At 58.3% G+C, this 15,312-nt stretch carries 13 protein-coding genes; 8 read left to right on the top strand and 5 right to left on the bottom strand.

Going from position 1 to position 15,312, the window contains the following annotated elements:
• Positions 1–168 precede the first annotated feature (168 nt).
• Entirely contained in the window at positions 169–1,203 is a 1,035-nt protein-coding gene (locus CRO62_RS01490) for a LacI family DNA-binding transcriptional regulator (protein WP_097098903.1), read from the bottom strand.
• Positions 1,204–1,354: 151 nt separating this feature from the next.
• Here CRO62_RS01490 and CRO62_RS01485 point away from each other — a divergent pair, with 151 nt between their 5' ends.
• The 5 genes from CRO62_RS01485 to CRO62_RS01465 all read left to right on the top strand — a co-directional run bounded on the left by CRO62_RS01485 (position 1,355) and on the right by CRO62_RS01465 (position 7,044).
• Positions 1,355–2,929 carry a sugar ABC transporter ATP-binding protein gene (locus tag CRO62_RS01485; protein ID WP_097098902.1) on the top strand — a complete coding sequence of 525 codons (1,575 nt, stop codon included), beginning with the start codon at positions 1,355–1,357 and terminating at the stop codon, positions 2,927–2,929.
• Positions 2,929–3,945, top strand: a complete 1,017-nt coding sequence (locus tag CRO62_RS01480) for an ABC transporter permease (RefSeq protein WP_097098901.1) — start codon at positions 2,929–2,931, stop codon at positions 3,943–3,945. The genes CRO62_RS01485 and CRO62_RS01480 overlap by 1 nt, the downstream gene beginning before the upstream one ends.
• Positions 3,942–4,970 (top strand): sugar ABC transporter substrate-binding protein, encoded by a 1,029-nt coding sequence (locus CRO62_RS01475; RefSeq protein WP_323455430.1) that lies wholly within the window; start codon positions 3,942–3,944, stop codon positions 4,968–4,970. The genes CRO62_RS01480 and CRO62_RS01475 overlap by 4 nt, the downstream gene beginning before the upstream one ends.
• A 113-nt stretch (positions 4,971–5,083) precedes the next feature.
• Complete coding sequence (locus CRO62_RS01470; RefSeq protein WP_097098899.1) at positions 5,084–6,088, top strand: Gfo/Idh/MocA family oxidoreductase; 1,005 nt, start codon at positions 5,084–5,086, stop codon at positions 6,086–6,088.
• On the top strand, positions 6,085–7,044 hold the full coding sequence (locus CRO62_RS01465; RefSeq protein WP_097098898.1) for a sugar phosphate isomerase/epimerase family protein: 960 nt from the start codon (positions 6,085–6,087) through the stop codon (positions 7,042–7,044). Before CRO62_RS01470 ends, CRO62_RS01465 begins: the two co-directional genes overlap by 4 nt.
• A gap of 523 nt (positions 7,045–7,567) precedes the next feature.
• On the opposite strand, the gene CRO62_RS01460 is transcribed toward CRO62_RS01465, so the two are convergent.
• Positions 7,568–8,824, bottom strand: coding sequence for an MFS transporter (locus CRO62_RS01460; RefSeq protein ID WP_414896248.1), 1,257 nt, complete (start codon positions 8,822–8,824; stop codon positions 7,568–7,570).
• A gap of 474 nt (positions 8,825–9,298) precedes the next feature.
• Here CRO62_RS01460 and CRO62_RS01455 point away from each other — a divergent pair, with 474 nt between their 5' ends.
• Positions 9,299–11,020: a sensor histidine kinase gene (locus tag CRO62_RS01455; protein ID WP_323455429.1), complete on the top strand. Its 1,722-nt coding sequence runs from the start codon at positions 9,299–9,301 to the stop codon at positions 11,018–11,020.
• Positions 11,017–12,339 carry a sigma-54-dependent transcriptional regulator gene (locus CRO62_RS01450; RefSeq protein ID WP_097098896.1) on the top strand — a complete coding sequence of 441 codons (1,323 nt, stop codon included), beginning with the start codon at positions 11,017–11,019 and terminating at the stop codon, positions 12,337–12,339. Before CRO62_RS01455 ends, CRO62_RS01450 begins: the two co-directional genes overlap by 4 nt.
• A 209-nt stretch (positions 12,340–12,548) precedes the next feature.
• On the opposite strand, the gene CRO62_RS01445 is transcribed toward CRO62_RS01450, so the two are convergent.
• From CRO62_RS01445 to CRO62_RS01435, 3 genes are all read right to left on the bottom strand, one after another.
• Complete coding sequence (locus CRO62_RS01445) at positions 12,549–13,382, bottom strand: oxidoreductase (protein WP_097098895.1); 834 nt, start codon at positions 13,380–13,382, stop codon at positions 12,549–12,551.
• Positions 13,383–13,431: 49 nt separating this feature from the next.
• Positions 13,432–13,623 (bottom strand): putative quinol monooxygenase, encoded by a 192-nt coding sequence (locus CRO62_RS01440; RefSeq protein ID WP_097099262.1) that lies wholly within the window; start codon positions 13,621–13,623, stop codon positions 13,432–13,434.
• Positions 13,624–13,752: 129 nt separating this feature from the next.
• A complete protein-coding gene (locus CRO62_RS01435; protein ID WP_097098894.1) occupies positions 13,753–14,214 on the bottom strand; it encodes a VOC family protein in 462 nt (153 codons plus the stop codon).
• 115 nt (positions 14,215–14,329) lie between these two features.
• Between CRO62_RS01435 and CRO62_RS01430 the strand changes: the two genes are divergently transcribed.
• On the top strand, positions 14,330–15,214 hold the full coding sequence (locus CRO62_RS01430; RefSeq protein WP_097098893.1) for a LysR family transcriptional regulator: 885 nt from the start codon (positions 14,330–14,332) through the stop codon (positions 15,212–15,214).
• Positions 15,215–15,312 lie beyond the last annotated feature (98 nt).

The raw sequence follows: 15,312 nt of genomic DNA, 5'->3' as shown, positions 1-15,312 counted from the left end.
AATTGCCGCGCACTAGAGGGTTTAAGTCAGCCACGCCTGCGGTTAGACAGTTCATTTTCGCCGCCTGTGCAGATTTGACGCGCGAGATCGTGCAGCAAGCGGTTCAATTGAGAAACCAACGCTGTAGCTTACCGACTTGCCGTTGGTTCATATCCACGCAAAGCCAAGCTAGATGTTCGTCACGGTGTAGACGTCAAAAGGAATAATGTGCTGAGATACTGTGGCCGCTGGACCCGCGTTGAGTGCCTCCGCCATGGAACGCACCAAGGTTTCCGCAAGCAGTTTTGCCGGATGGGATAGGACAACTTTGATTAGCCCCTCTGCCAAGCCAGTTCTTGTGTCGTTCGTCAGTTCATGAGCAACCACGACTAGACCCTTCGCGACGGGTCCACCATCCTCCCGAAGGGCCCGCATCACGCCCGTGATTCCACCTCCGGCGACATAAAGTCCAACCCAATCCGGCTCGGTCTGGAGAAGTCGGCGCGTAGCTTCGTAAGCGATTTCTGGTTCTTCCAGCGTGGCGATGGTTTCGAGCATCTGGAAGTCCGCCGCGCTTTCTCGAAAATATGACCGAAAGCCCATCTCATTCAGTTCCTGGGCAAGATAGCGATGACTTCCGACGAAGACTGAGACCTTGCCGCCGTTTGCATTGAGCCCAGCTATGAACCATGCTGCGGTTCGGCCCTTCTTCACGCAGTCGTTGCCAACATAACCGGCACGAGAGGATGTCGAGAGGTCGGAAATCATCGTCACCACTGGAATTCCCTCGGCGGCAAGACCATCGACCGCGTGATTCACCTGAGGGTGGTCGGACGTGATAATCCCGATGACGTCGGCTTCGCGGCTCAAAGAATAAATAGCCTCCGCAGCCTTGTCGGGAGACAGGTCGTCCATGAAGCGAACAATTGCCCGGCCATGAGCGGCAGCGAACGTATCCGTTGCCTCCGTGAGAACCTCGTTCCACATTTGATATACCTTGCGATGCGATTGTTTGAGAAGGAAACCAAACTTGATGACCGGCTTGTCTCGTTCAAGGCGCCGCTCGATCGCTCGCACGCCATGGAATCCGATCTGCCGAGCAGCGGCTAGAACCTTTTCCGCGGTTTGTGCGCGGACCGGATCACGACCATTGAGTACACGATCGACCGTTGAGATACTAACTTGCGCGGCTTTCGCCAGCTCCGGGATTGTGGGGCGAGACATGTTTTCCTCTCATTCTCTGACATTCTTTATGAGAGTTTTTGAGAGTAAAATCTACCGTATTGTTGACAAATCTCTCATTCTCTCCGATTTCATGTCGGTAACGAGGCCGATGCGGCCTGAGGGCTTGGGAGAGCCCTAATCGGAGGAATTCATGTCAGCGACCTTTCAGAAGGCGGCGCCGCTCGTTGGCGGCGAACGAGGATCTGCGTCTAAAGCGCACGGGTTCGACTATGTCCTCGAGATGCGCGCGATTACCAAGGCATTTCCAGGTGTTCGTGCCCTCGACAAAATGAACCTCAAGGTCCGGCCTGGAACCGTACACGTCCTTGTCGGCGAAAATGGCGCTGGCAAGTCCACGCTGATGAAGATCCTCAGCGGCTTTTACCAGATCGATGATGGGGAGATCGTTTTCAAAGGCGAGCGGTTCGACCATCAGAGCGCCACGTCCGCCCTCGAGCGCGGCATTGCCATGATACATCAGGAACTTAGCCCGGTTCTCGACATGACGATCGCCGAAAACATCTTCCTCGGTCGTGAGCCCACGTACGCGCGGATCGGCGTCTTGTCCCGGTTCATTGACTTTGGGCGTATGAATTCCGACACCAAGGCGCTTCTGGACCGGCTCGGCCTGAAATACGGGCCTGAAACAAAGATGCGCGATCTGTCGATTGCCACGATGCAGCTCATCGAAATCGTCAAGGCGATCTCGCGCGAGGCGTCCCTCGTCATCATGGACGAACCGACTTCGGCGATCAGCGACACTGAAGTCTCCAAACTATTTCAGCAGATTGACGACCTGAAGGCAGCGGGCGTTGCCATCATTTATATCACCCATAAGATGGACGAGATCTTCCAGATCGCCGACGATATCACGGTCATGCGCGATGGGCAGTTCGTCGCGGCCGCTCCGGCAAGCGAATACGACTCCGCAAAGCTCATCTCCCAGATGGTTGGCCGCACAATCTCCAGCATTTTTCCAAAAGAGGATGTCCCGATCGGTGACGTCGTTCTCTCGGTCGAGAATTTGGCCCGTGCGGGGACTTTTGAGGGCGTAAATTTCAATGTGCGTGCCGGCGAGATCGTTGGACTTTCCGGCCTCATCGGGGCGGGCCGTACGGAGGTCGCTCGGGTTATCTTCGGTCTGGACGCGGCTGACGCAGGTGTGATCCGACTGAATGGAGAGGTTCTTAACCTTAAGTCACCGAGGGACGCGATTGCGAAGGGCATTGCGATGGTCTCAGAGGACCGCAAGTCGGAGGGGCTCGTTCTTTGCCGCTCCGTTGGCGAGAACATATCGCTTGCAAACCTGAAGACGTTTGCGTCGGGCCTTTTCATCAGCGAGCAGCGCGAGGAGACCGCGTCGCAGCGTATGATCAAGATGTTACAGATCAAGACGCCCGACACGGCGATGATTGTAGAAAACCTGAGCGGCGGCAACCAGCAGAAGATCGTTCTGGCCAAGTGGCTGCTGGGGGATCTCAAACTTCTCATCCTTGACGAACCCACGCGCGGCATCGACGTCGGATCGAAATCAGAAATTCACCGGCTCATGACCCAGTTTGCCCGTCAGGGTTTGGCGATCTTGATGATCTCGTCCGAACTGCCCGAGATTCTCGGCATGAGTGATCGCGTGGTGGTGATGAACGAAGGCCGGGTCACCGGCGAATTGAACAGAGACGAGGCCACTCAGGAAAGCATCATGCGCCTCGCTACGGGAGGACATTGATGAGCATCGAACCTGCAAACGCACCCGCACCCGTAAAACCGACACGCCAAGGTATTACGAATGACGGAAGTTTGAGCTTCGCCCAGATCTACCGCAAATACGGAACGATTCTGATCTTTGTCGGTATCTTTATCCTCGCGTCGATCTTAAGCCCGACGTTCCTGACGGAAGCTAACCTGACCAACGTCTTGCGCCAGGTGGTGGTGGTGAGCCTTCTCGCATGCGGGGTCACCTTCATCATCATTCTAGGCCATATCGACGTCTCGCTCGGCTCGGTTCTCGCACTCTGCGGTGTCCTCGCTGCAAGTGTGATGGCCATGACCGGAAGCGTGATCCTCGCAGTCGTGGCGGGCATTGCCGTCGGTATCTTGACCGGCATCGTCAACGGCTTTGTCATCACGTTCTTCCGTATCCCGTCGTTTATCATGACGCTGGCCATGACCACGGTTGCGCGCGGATTGGTGCTTCTTTACACCGGCGGCTCGCCCGTGACTGGTCTGGGTGACTTCAAGGTGATCGGCCAAGGCTCGCTTGGTCCTGTCCCGATCTCTGTCTTGATCCTTGTGGCCGTCGTCGTCGTGTCGTGGATACTGCTCAACAAGACCAAGTTCGGACGGTACGTCTATGCAGTGGGCGGCAACGAGCGTGCTGCACGCGCATCCGGCATCGATCCGGACAGCGTCGTGGTGAAGGCGTTCATCTTTAACGGAATCCTGTGCGGCATCGCAGGCATTGTTCTGATGTCGCGTATCAATTCCGGGCAGCCGGCAGGCGGCGTCGGCTACGAGTTCGACGCAATCACAGCGGTCGTCGTTGGTGGCACGAGCCTCATGGGTGGGACCGGAACCATCACAGGGACGATCATCGGCTCGATGATCATCGGCGTCATCAACAACATTCTCAATCTCATGAACGTCAGCTCATACTGGCAGCAGATCATCAAGGGTCTGATCATTGCGATCGCTGTGATCCTGGACGTCTGGACCAAGTCTGCCCGCAACAAGAAGAAGGCATGAACAACGTTCCGGGCGGGGCTCTGCTCCGCCTAGGAAACACCTGTGTGTCGACGCGGATTTTCCCGCCTCTGAATCAATCCGAAACTCTCTGGGAGGAAACTATGAAAGTTATCGCCAAACTCGCTCTCGCATGCGCCGTATCTGTTGCCGCTCTCTCTGCCGGCGCCGCTTTCGCCGCCGACAAGTTCGTCGTCGGCTACGCAAACATGGCGGACACGGACGTTTTCGTCATGGCACGAAAGAACGCCTTCATCGAAGCTGCAAAGTCTGACCCCGCAGTCGAAGTCAACTTCTCTGATGCGAACAACGACGCAAGCAAGCAGCTCGACCAGATCGACAACTTCATCGCACAGAAGGTGGACGCGATCGTTGTCGTGCCGGTGGACTACCAAGGCATTGTACCTGGTGTCGAGAAGGCGAACGAAGCCGGCATCCCCGTCATTGCTCTGGGCATTCAGTCGGCGGGTGGCAAATACACGTTCGTTGGCTCCAAGAACATCGACGCCGGCCGACTGCAGGGCGAGTACATGAAGGAGCATCTGCCGAAGGACGCCAAAATCCTCTATCTTGAGGGCACTCCCGGCCTTTCTCATACTCAGGAGCGCAAGAAGGGTTTCGAGGACGCGCTTGGCCGCGCAGACGTCACCACGCTTGCTAGCCTTTCAGCCAACTATGATCGCGCCGAAGGCATGAAGGTGACGGAAGATTGGATCCAGAGCTTCCCGAAGTTCGACGCGATCGTTGCTGCCAACGATCAGATGGCTCTCGGCGCGTTGGAGGCGCTTCAGGGCGCGGATCGTCTCGAGGGCGTGATGATCTCAGGTGTCGACGGCACGGCCGATGCCCTGAACGCCATCAAGGCCGGTACGATGTCACAGACGATCTTCCAGGATGCCGCAGGCCAGGCAAGGGCTGCTTTCGATGTGGTCGCGGGCATCAAGAAAGGCGAGGCGGCTCCGACAGAAAAGCTGGTGCCGTTCGCTTCGATCACCAAGGACAACGTTGACCAATACACAAAGAAGTAAACCCTCCCAAGGGCGCGTGTCGGGGATGGTGTTCCCGTCACGCTCTTCGTGCAGGCCCATGGTTGTTTAGCAGGCATCTGCCCACAGGTTCTTTAGCTACAGGATATATCGAAATGACAACAAGGATCGCCATCATTGGCGCGGGGCTGATGGGAGCCGACCATGCAAAGATCGTGGCAGAAGATTTGCCCGGTGCGACGCTCCAGGTCGTGTGCGACATGAATGCGGATCGCGCTCGCAAGGTCGCCGAGGCATACGGTGCCCATGACATAGACGCAGATCCCGAGCGCGTAGCGGATCGCTCCGATGTCGATGCCGTCATCATCGCCAGCCCTGACTTTACACATGCACCCTTGTCACTCTCCTGCATCAATGCAGGCAAACGGGTTTTGTGTGAGAAACCACTTTCGCAGTCTTCGAAGGAGTGCATCGACATCATGCGGGCCGAACAGGTGGCAGGATCGAAGCATATCATGCTTGGTTTCATGCGCCGCTTCGACCAGTCGTATGTAGAAATGAAGCGCACAATCCAGGACGGCACTCTGGGACGCGCGTTGATGATGCACAACTTTCATCGGAACGTTTCGACGCCAGCCGCGGACTTCACCGGAGCGATGGCGATCACAAATTCCGCTCCGCACGAATTCGACGTCGCGCGACACGTGTTGGAAACCGAATACGTATCGATTTCGGCATTTCAGCCAAAGCGCTCCGACTCACTGGTGGCTCCCGTCCACATGGTACTGGAAACGGAGGACGGCCAGCTCGTTAATATCGAGATCAACAACAACGCGGCCTATGGCTACGACGTTCGCGCCGAACTGGTGGGTGAGAAGGCTACGATCGCGATGAACGCGATCAACTACACGCGCATCGACCGAGCACTTGGTCAGAGCACGAGTTACGAAGCCGACTGGCGAGGACGCTACGCCGAAGCCTATCGCCGTCAGAACCGGGCCTTTCTGCGCTTTGTCGAGACCGAGGCTTTCCCCGACATCGCGTCGAGCAGTTGGGACGGATACTGCGCCGCGGTGGTGGCGGAAGCCGGCGTAAGAGCCTTGGATGAGGGCCGCAAGATACCGATCAAAATGATTGTTAAACCGGAGTTTTACGCATGAGACTGGGATTCGTATCGGATAGCCTTGGGGGCTTGCCGTTTGGCGATATGCTCGACCACGCTCAACGACTGGATGTTTCCGGCGTCGAGATCAACACATGCGGCTGGTCGACGGCCCCGCATTTTGACCTGCGCGCCATTCTCGGCGACAAGAACGCGCAGAAGACCTTCCTGAATGCGTTCGCGAAGCGCGAACTGGAAGTGATCAGTCTGAACGCCAACGGCAATCCGCTGCACCCGACCGATCCTGCCCAGGGTCAAGGCCTTGAGGACACGATCCGCGCCGCAGGCGCGTTGGGGATAACAACGGTCTGCACGATGTCCGGACTTCCTGCAGGCAGCCCAACGGACACCATGCCGAACTGGGTTATCTCCTCCTGGCCCCCGGAAACGCAGGCCATTCTGCGATATCAGTGGGACGAGAAGCTCATTCCGTATTGGACAAAGATCGTGGCTCTCGCCAAGGAAAACGGCGTCGAGCGCATCGCGCTTGAGCTTCACGGCAACCAATGCGTCTACAACGTTCCGTCTTTGCTGAAGCTTCGTCAAGCTGTCGGGCCGATCGTCGGCGCGAACCTGGATCCCTCGCATCTCTTTTGGATGGGCGCCGATCCGCTGGTCGCTGCGGAAGCGCTCGGCGAAGCTATCTATCACGTTCATGCCAAGGACACGTTCCTCAACGCACCCAAGCAGGCCGTCACGAGCTTGCTCGAAAACGGCAGCTTGATGGACATACCAGCGCGCAGTTGGTCCTATATCACCCTCGGCTTCGGTCATGGCGAAGAATGGTGGCGCCAATTCTGCTATCGGCTGAAGATGGCCGGCTATGATGGTTGGTTGTCGATCGAACATGAGGACGTGCTCCTGAATAGTCTCGAGGGACTGGAGAAGTCTATCGCCTTGATGCAGGGAGTGATGCCTGTGGCAGTGAGCGACTTCAAGCCCCAAGCAATCTAGAACCCGTCCGCAACCGGATAAGGGGTCAAATTCCGCACCTGAACCGCCGCTGAGCTCAGGGCGGTTCAGGCGATTGCGTCCGCTAACGGGCGTGACTTAACTGTCGATGAGATTGAACATGAAGAAAACGCGCGGCGCAATCACAATCGGCCGCGCAGGACTCGACATCTACGGTTCCCGGATCGGAGCCTCGATGCGGCATGCTTGGGTCGCCCCTGCCCAGCAGCTGTAGGAGTGATCAAGGACATTATCGAATATATTAAGCATCTTAGTGTCAATTGGTGGAGTTCGTCATAGGTTCGAGTCACACCAAGAGCAGCGATCAGGAAAAGTTCTCTAGTACCGCTAGGCGTTACCAGCAGCTTTTGACCATCCCCGGTTCACGGCGTTTCACCTTGAAACGCTCGCTTACTATTACCAAGTGGTCGTAGCTGCGGCCGGTGTGAGGGCGGACCGAAACCGCCGCTCACTTGAGCTGTCGTCTGTTTCAAAAAACCTGTAAGTGTGGCTTTGACAGACGCTCTTAGTCTTCGATTATTTCGCTCTGCTTGCTGGTATCGCGCATGAACAGGTAGACGATGAGCGAAACGCCGATCATGGCTGTGACGTACCAGTAGAAGCCCTGTTCCCAACCGGCGCTCTTAAAGCGCAGTGCAACGAACTCCGCTGTGCCGCCGAAGAGCGTGTTGGCGAGCGCATAGGGAAGAGCAACGCCGAGTGCGCGGATATGGGCGGGGAAGAGCTCTGCTTTGACCACCGCGTTGATCGAGGTGTAGCCCGTCACGATCACCAGTGCGGCCATGACCAGCAATCCGGCCGTCAGCGGATCCTTGGCATGCTCCAGAGCCGAGAAGATCGGGTAGGTGAAGAGCACGCCCAGTACACCAAATGTCACCATCAGCGGCTTGCGGCCGATCTTGTCGGAAAGTCCGCCCGCGATTGGCTGCAGCAGCATGAAGATGAAGAGCGTGACAGCATTGATTTCGCTGGCAACCTCGCGGGAGAAGCCGGAGGTGTTGACCAGGAATTTCTGCATGTAGATCGAGTAGGCGTAGAAGGCCAGGGTTCCGCCTGCGGTGAGTAGCATGACGAGGGCGGTCTCTTTCGGATGCTTGGTCAAGAGCTGCCAGAAGCCCGACTTTGGCTTGCCTTCAGCCTTTGCGTTCTTGAAGCTTTCGGTTTCCGCAAGACCACGACGCAGCCAGAAGACGACGACGGCGAGTGCCGCACCGACGAAGAACGGGATGCGCCAGCCCCAGGCATTCAGATCTTCCGTGGACATGACGTTTTGCAGAATGATGAGGACGGCAATTGCCAGAAGCTGGCCCGAGATCAGGGTCACGTATTGGAAAGAGGAGAAGAAGCCGCGGCGTTCTTTGCCGGCCATCTCGGAGAGATAGGTGGCAGAGGCGCCATATTCTCCGCCGACTGAGAGGCCTTGCAGCAGTCGAGCAATGACCAGCAGCGTGGGTGCCGCGACGCCAATGGTATTATAGTCAGGTGTGAGGGCGATGATCAACGAGCCAAGGCACATCAGGGTCACCGAAACCGCCAGTCCGGACTTGCGGCCATGACGGTCGGCGTAAAGACCCATGATCCACGCGCCGACGGGGCGCATCACGAAGCCAACGGCGAAGACGGCTGCGGAATTGAGAAGCTGTGCGGTCTGATCGCCTGCGGGAAAGAAGTGAGGCGCGAAGTAAAGCGCAAATGCGGCGTAGACGTACCAGTCGAACCACTCGACGAGGTTACCCGTCGAGCCGCCGACAATCGACTTCAGGCGATGCTTGCGGTCTGGCGACTGCGTGGCTGCCTTATCTGCTACTCTCTGGGTGACAGTATTTTCGGTCTCGATCAACACACTCAGACCCTCCCTTGGTCAAGTTCTACAAAGACGCCCGGTGCCTTCGTCAGGCAGGGCCGAGATCGTGACGCGCGGCTTGAGCTTGGGGTGTTCCCTCCGCGTGACCAGCGAGCGTTCCGCAGAAAGCATCCTTGCCAATCAGCACATGGCCGTTGATGTTAAAGCTGTTGGGCCATCCTCCCGACGGCGCGTCCTCTTCATGCAATCTGCGGGAGGGAAGGTGGTCGTGTGAAGGATTCATTGAATTTCGATTAAGTAATTGAAAATAATATGTTTAGTCGATTTAATCATCGCGCCTGCGGAAGAATCTGTGCTGATTTTTGCATGGCGTTTGGATTGATTGTGCAATATCCTGCACAGATGCTTCTAAAACCTCGCCTACAGACCTCAATGCTGTCGCTGCTCGTGCTGGCCGTTATCGCTCTCGTCTGGAGTGGCTCTTCCTTCTGGTCGCGTCGGCAAGCGGCGGAACAATTGGCGGAGGAGGCTGAGTTGCTGGTGCGCCAGCACAGTCTGTTGATCGACAGCGAGCTTGCCCGTTTTCGGCTGATGCCGATCGTTCTTGGCGAGTATGGCGATCTTGTCGATGTTCTCTCGACCAAGAACCAGGAGACGGCAGCGAGGCTCAGCGAGAAGTTTGGTTCTCTCGTGCGAGAGACGGGCGCGTCATATATCTATCTCATCAATCGCGATGGCGTTGCCGTGGCCGCCTCCAATGCGCGCGATGACAGAAGCTTCGTCGGGCAGGATTTCGGCTTCCGCCCCTATTTCACTGGTGCGATGCAGAACGGGAAGGCGGAGTATTACGGCGCCGGCCTGCTCACCCGTCAGGCTGGCCTGTTTCTGGCGCGGCGTGTCGGTCAAAGCGATGCCGCCTCCGGTGTCGTCGTCGTCAAATATGAGTTCGGCGCTCTTTCTGCTATCTGGGCCGGTGATCCGGGGCGCACGCTGATCGTCGATGCCAACGGCATCATTCTGGCGGCACCCGACAAGGGCCAGATTCTGACAACGCTTGCCCCTCTGCCAACCGCCGTTCGGCAACGGACCGATGCGATCAGTCAATATGGCGATGCAAAGCTGGAGCCGGGCAACTATCGTTTTGCGGGGCCGGATCGGATCGAGACTGCTCAGGGCGCGGAAATGGTGTATGCCGCACTGCCCATTGCGGGAACGGATCTTCGCATCCTGCATCTTCTTGACACGCGGCCAGCGCGTCTCGCTGCCGACCGCAGGGCCACATTTGCGACGCTTGCTATCCTACCGCCTCTGCTTCTTGGCGGTTTCAGTGTCTGGTGGCAGGCCAATCGCACGGCACGGCGCGCCGCCGAGCGGCGCAGCCTTGAGGCGGCGGTTGCCCAACGAACTGCGCAATTGCGCGAGGAAATGGGATATCGAGCAATTGCCGACCAGCGTTATCGGGAGGCGCGCGAGGAGTTGGCACAGGCCAATCGGCTTGCCTCCGTTGGCTCCATTGCTGCCGGCCTCATGCATGAGATCAATCAGCCGGTCGCTACCATTCGCACCCTTTCGGAAAATGCGCTCCATCATCTTGCGGCCAGCCGCAGCGAGCGGGTTCGCGACAGTCTCGGCACCATGATTGCGATGACGGAACGGATCGGCAGCCTGACGCAGGAGATGCGCAGATTCTCCCGCAAGGGAGAGGGGCAGATCGCCGAGGAACCCCTGGACGGAATCATTGCAGGCGCGATGCTGTTGATGGAAGACCGGATCCGGAAGGCAGGCATTCGCTTAACTCTGCCCCCAAGCGGTCAGCCAGGCGTGCTTGGCAAGCGTGTGCCCCTCGAACAGGTTCTGGTCAATCTGCTGCAGAACGCCATGGACGCGCTGGAGGGGCGCCCCGACCCGGAGATTACCATGACGGTGGAACGCCATGAGGACGTTATCTGCCTCACGGTTGCGGATAACGGGCCGGGTATCGATCCCAAGCTCGGCAAGCAAGTGTTTCAGCCCTTCATCACCGGCAAGTCCGATGGCCTTGGGCTCGGTCTCGGCATTGCTCAGGATATCATGAGCGATCTCGGCGGCTCCCTCAACATCACGGCCTCGGCGCTTGGGGGCGCGGCCTTTACCGTTACCATGAGGGCGGCATGACCCAGAATACACCGGAGAAGATTCTGCTCGTCGAAGACAATCTCGCCTTTCGCGCAGCATTGGCAGACAGCTTCGCCATCGCTGGCTTGGAGGTGGAGGTGCATGACGATGGGAAATCGGCGCTGGCCAGCCTCGCCACCACGCTGCCTGGTGTCGTCGTTACCGATCTTCGCATGCCGCGCCTCGATGGCAACGATCTGTTCGACGCAATTCTGGCCCGCGATCGGGAACTGCCGGTCATTTTGATGACAGGGCATGGCGATATCGCCATGGCGGTGGCCGCCTTGAAGCGGGGCGCCTTCGATTTTGTGGCAAAGCCATTCGTGACGGACCACCTGATCGCCTCGGTCCGGCGCGCTTTGGAAACACGCCGTCTCGTGGTTGAAAATCGGCGACTGCGCCAGGCGGCGCTGGAAGCGGAACTCACATCGCCGCTGCTCGGCCAGACGCCTGCGATGGTGCAGTTGCGGGACTTGATCGAGCGGGTCGCCCCGACGGACGTGAATGTCCTGATCGAAGGCGAGACTGGTACGGGCAAGGAATTGATTGCCAGACTGTTGCACCAGGGAAGCCCACGGCGCGCGCGCCCATTCATCCGCATCGACTGCGCGTCGATCTCCGATGCGATGGTGGACGAGACGCTCTTTGGAACACGCCTGCGTCGCGGACTGATTACCGAGGCCCAGCGCGGAACGTTGTTTCTGGATGGGGCGGAGACCATGTCTCCACTTATGCAGGGGAGGATACTGAGCGTGGCGGAAAGCCGGGAAATGCCCAGTCCGAGCGGCGGGATGACGCCGGTCGATATCAGGATCCTCGCCACCCTGACGAGGAAACACCCTTCCAATAATGACGAAAAGGCGGACTTCCGCAGGGATCTGCTTTATCACCTCGAGACCGTGCGTATCGGCGTGCCGCCGCTGCGACAACGGCAGGGCGACATCGCCATCCTGTTCCGTGTGTTTTTAGAGGATGCAGCGCGCCGCCACGGGTACTCCAGCCGGCAGATCGATGCTGAGATCGAGGCGTTTCTTCTGAGCAATGAATGGCAGGGCAATGTCCGCGAATTGCGCAACTATGCAACCCAGGTTGCGCTTGGTCTTGCATCGCCGCACCGCAAGGTTTCGAGCGGACTGGGTCTGACTGAGCAGATGGATGCCTTCGAGGCCAGCGTCCTGACCCAAGCGCTCCAAAGCCATGGCGGCGATGCGAGCGTGGTCGCGAAGGTGCTCAAACTACCGAGACGGAGCCTCTATGCCCGACTGCAGCGCTTGGGAATTTATCCATCCTCTTTTCGCAAGCCGCGAGACGAGACGTAGGACCTCAGCGCCTTTTGTAATGCCTGACTAAATTGTTCTTTCGAGACTTGCTCGGCCATTATTTGACATCGCGCAGTCGTTGTCCTCGGTTCAAATACAATCACTGCATGCTTTTGGAATTGCGGGGTCCAAGGTTCTGTTCTCATCAAGTCGATGGGAGTCGCGAACGAGCTCCCATCGAACGCGGCTGGAACGGACGGGAGCCGTCGTCAATTAACGGCAAAGTCGGTCGAGACCGAGACCGTGCGCCATTCGGCGAGGATGGCAGCATCCTGTGCGTGCTTCTTTTCGATCGCGGCGACCGTGTCGCTGCCGAGCGGCAGGCGCACCGGTGGATTGGGAGCGTCAGCGAAGGCGCTCAGTGCCTCTGCCAGCTTTTGCGGGTCGCCGGGCTGGTTATGGCTGAGACCGGCGGCTATGGTTCGCACCTTGCCAACGGTGTCTGCATAATCGCCGATGATGTTGCCGCTCACCGACAGGGACGAGCTATCGAGGAAATCGGTGCGGAAGTAACCCGGCTCGACGACCGTGACATGGATGCCAAGTGGCGCGAGTTCGTCATGAAGGGCTTCGCTCAGGCCCTCGACGGCAAATTTTGTCGAGGAGTAGACACCGAAACCGGCCGCACCGTGATAGCCGCCGATCGATGAAATATTCAGGATGCGGCCGGAGCGCGCCCGGCGCATGAAGGGCAGTACGGCGCGCGTCACGTTTAGAAGACCAAAGACATTGGTGCGATAGACTGCCTCGACCTCGTCCACCGTCGCTTCTTCGACGGCCCCCATCAGTCCAAAACCCGCATTGTTGAGCAGGATATCGATGCGGCCGAAACGATCGATCGCGGTTTTCGCTGCTGCGGTAGCCTGTCTGTCGTCGGTCACGTCGAGGGCGATCGGAAGCAGGTTGGGGTGCTCTCCGAAACGTTCAGTGATCGCCTGTGGATTGCGGGCGGTGGCGACGACGGCGTCGCCCTGTGCAAGAGCACGCGTAGTGATGAGGGCGCCAAAGCCGCGCGAGGCGCCGGTGATGAACCAGACTTTCATAGGGATGTTCCTTGATGTTGGATTGATGGGGAGGGTGCTGCGCCGGATCTCAGGGACGCACTGATGCCATGGTGCAGAATGTCAGTTCCATGTCGCGGGCCAGCACGTCCGGGAAGCGCGCCATGACGGCTTTGGTATAGGGCTGCTGGAAATGCGTATCGAGATCGGCGCGCGATCGCCAGTTCTCATAGAGGATCCAGACTTTGGGATCGTCGCTGTCGCGTTGCAGGTGATAGTCGATCGATCCTGCCTTCGACGGCCTGGCCGATACCGGGGCCGGCGCCGATAATCATGATGGAGTTCGTCATGGGGTGTTCTCCTGATGTGCTGACCACCGCGATTCCGTGACGGCCAGTCGGGCTAGAAAGGGTCACGGCAGGACTTCTGCCAGTTCGATCAGATTGCCGAAGGGATCGCAGAAGAAGGCGAGGCGGCGGCTGATGGCCAAAAGCTCGAACGGCTCGGTTACGATGGTGACGCCGCGTGCCCGCAGCTCCTCGACGGTGGCATCGACGCTTGTCACATTCAGGCAAAAGTGGTGGTAGCCGGCATATTTGAGGCTATCGCCGAGATCGGTATAGGGGCGGACGTTCACCGGCGCCGGATCACCACCACCCAGGATTTCCACATAGAAATGGTCGTCCGTGGCAGGTGCAAGATAGGCAAGCTGCTCGTCGGCATAGTCCCATTCTGCAACGACGCGGAAATCGAGTTTTTCGACATACCAGCGCTTGGCGGTTTCGAGGTCGGGCGTGCGGACCGCAACGTGATGTCCGCGCATGTCAGTGAACGGCGATGCAGTGTTGTGGGCGGGAGGGATGAAATCGGCCATTGTCTTGTCTCCTGTCTGGCCCGGCACAGTGCCGGTTTGCGAGGAGAATCTGGACCTTTTTGGCAATAAGGATTAGAGGGATAATCTTTCTCTCAATGATGAGTGAGATTTGACAATGCGCAGCACGGATCTCTCGGAACTCGCGGCCTTCGATGCGGTTGCCCGCCACCGCAACTTTCGCCGCGCCGGCGAAGAGCGCGGTGTGACGGCTTCAGCGATCAGCCATGCTGTTGGCAATCTTGAGGCGCGCGTGGGCATTCGTCTGCTAAACCGCACCACCCGCAGCGTGTCGCTAACCGATGCCGGCGCGATGTTGCTTGCGCAACTCTCGCCCGCCTTCGGAGAGATCGGCTCGGCGCTCGACGCCCTCAACCAGTTTCGCGATACGCCATTTGGCAAAGTCCGCATCAACGCGCCCAATTCGGTGGCGCCGTTCGTCTTCCGATCGGTGATCGGCCCGCTGATCGCAAAAAATCCTGGTCTCCAGATGGAAATTGTCGCGACCGACCGGCTTGTCGACATTGTGGAGGAGGGGTTCGATGCCGGCATCCGTCTCGGCGAAAGTCTGCGCGATGGCATGACGGCCGTGAAGATTAAGCCGCGACTGCGGTTTGCGGTCGTGGGCTCAGCAAGTTATTTCGAGCATCATCCGCTTCCCAAAACCCCTGATGATCTGCGTCAGCATGTCTGCATCCGCAATATCTATCCAAGCGGCAAGCCATATGCCTGGGAGTTCAGCCGCGTCGGCAAGATCATCGAATTCGAGCCGACAGGGTCTCTGTCGCTGGATGACCACGAACTGATGGTCGAGGCAGCGCTTTCGGGCGTGGGGCTGGCTTATGTCTGGGAGGAACGGGCGCGTCCCTATGTCCAGAACGGCAGCCTCATCGAATGCCTGACATCCTGGAGTGCGACGGAGGACTGGCTCTATCTCTATTACCCGACGCGGAAATACCTGTCGGCCGGCTTGCGCGCCATCATCGACGCGCTGCGCGTCTGAACGGAGAGTATACCGATCGTTCGACTCCCTTCAAAGCGTACGATGGCACCGATCACGTTGATTACAGTGATACTGGCCGGCTTCGCTGCGGATGGAGC

Source organism: Rhizobium sp. AN6A (genome assembly GCF_900215635.1).
Taxonomy (GTDB): Bacteria; Pseudomonadota; Alphaproteobacteria; order Rhizobiales; family Rhizobiaceae; genus Agrobacterium; species Agrobacterium tumefaciens.
The sequence above is the reverse complement of the archived record's forward strand: the minus strand, read 5'-3'. Positions and strand labels throughout refer to the sequence as shown.

Excerpts from the sequence above, each read along its gene's own strand:
- CRO62_RS01470 (WP_097098899.1), top strand. The coding sequence starts at position 5,084 with ATGACAACAAGGATCGCCATCATTGGCGCGGGGCTGATGGGAGCCGAC.
- CRO62_RS01480 (WP_097098901.1), top strand. The coding sequence starts at position 2,929 with ATGAGCATCGAACCTGCAAACGCACCCGCACCCGTAAAACCGACACGC.
- CRO62_RS01445 (WP_097098895.1), bottom strand. The coding sequence starts at position 13,382 with ATGAAAGTCTGGTTCATCACCGGCGCCTCGCGCGGCTTTGGCGCCCTC.
- CRO62_RS01465 (WP_097098898.1), top strand. The coding sequence starts at position 6,085 with ATGAGACTGGGATTCGTATCGGATAGCCTTGGGGGCTTGCCGTTTGGC.
- CRO62_RS01430 (WP_097098893.1), top strand. The coding sequence starts at position 14,330 with ATGCGCAGCACGGATCTCTCGGAACTCGCGGCCTTCGATGCGGTTGCC.
- CRO62_RS01475 (WP_323455430.1), top strand. The coding sequence starts at position 3,942 with ATGAACAACGTTCCGGGCGGGGCTCTGCTCCGCCTAGGAAACACCTGT.
- CRO62_RS01450 (WP_097098896.1), top strand. The coding sequence starts at position 11,017 with ATGACCCAGAATACACCGGAGAAGATTCTGCTCGTCGAAGACAATCTC.
- CRO62_RS01455 (WP_323455429.1), top strand. The coding sequence starts at position 9,299 with ATGCTGTCGCTGCTCGTGCTGGCCGTTATCGCTCTCGTCTGGAGTGGC.
- CRO62_RS01435 (WP_097098894.1), bottom strand. The coding sequence starts at position 14,214 with ATGGCCGATTTCATCCCTCCCGCCCACAACACTGCATCGCCGTTCACT.
- CRO62_RS01490 (WP_097098903.1), bottom strand. The coding sequence starts at position 1,203 with ATGTCTCGCCCCACAATCCCGGAGCTGGCGAAAGCCGCGCAAGTTAGT.
- CRO62_RS01485 (WP_097098902.1), top strand. The coding sequence starts at position 1,355 with ATGTCAGCGACCTTTCAGAAGGCGGCGCCGCTCGTTGGCGGCGAACGA.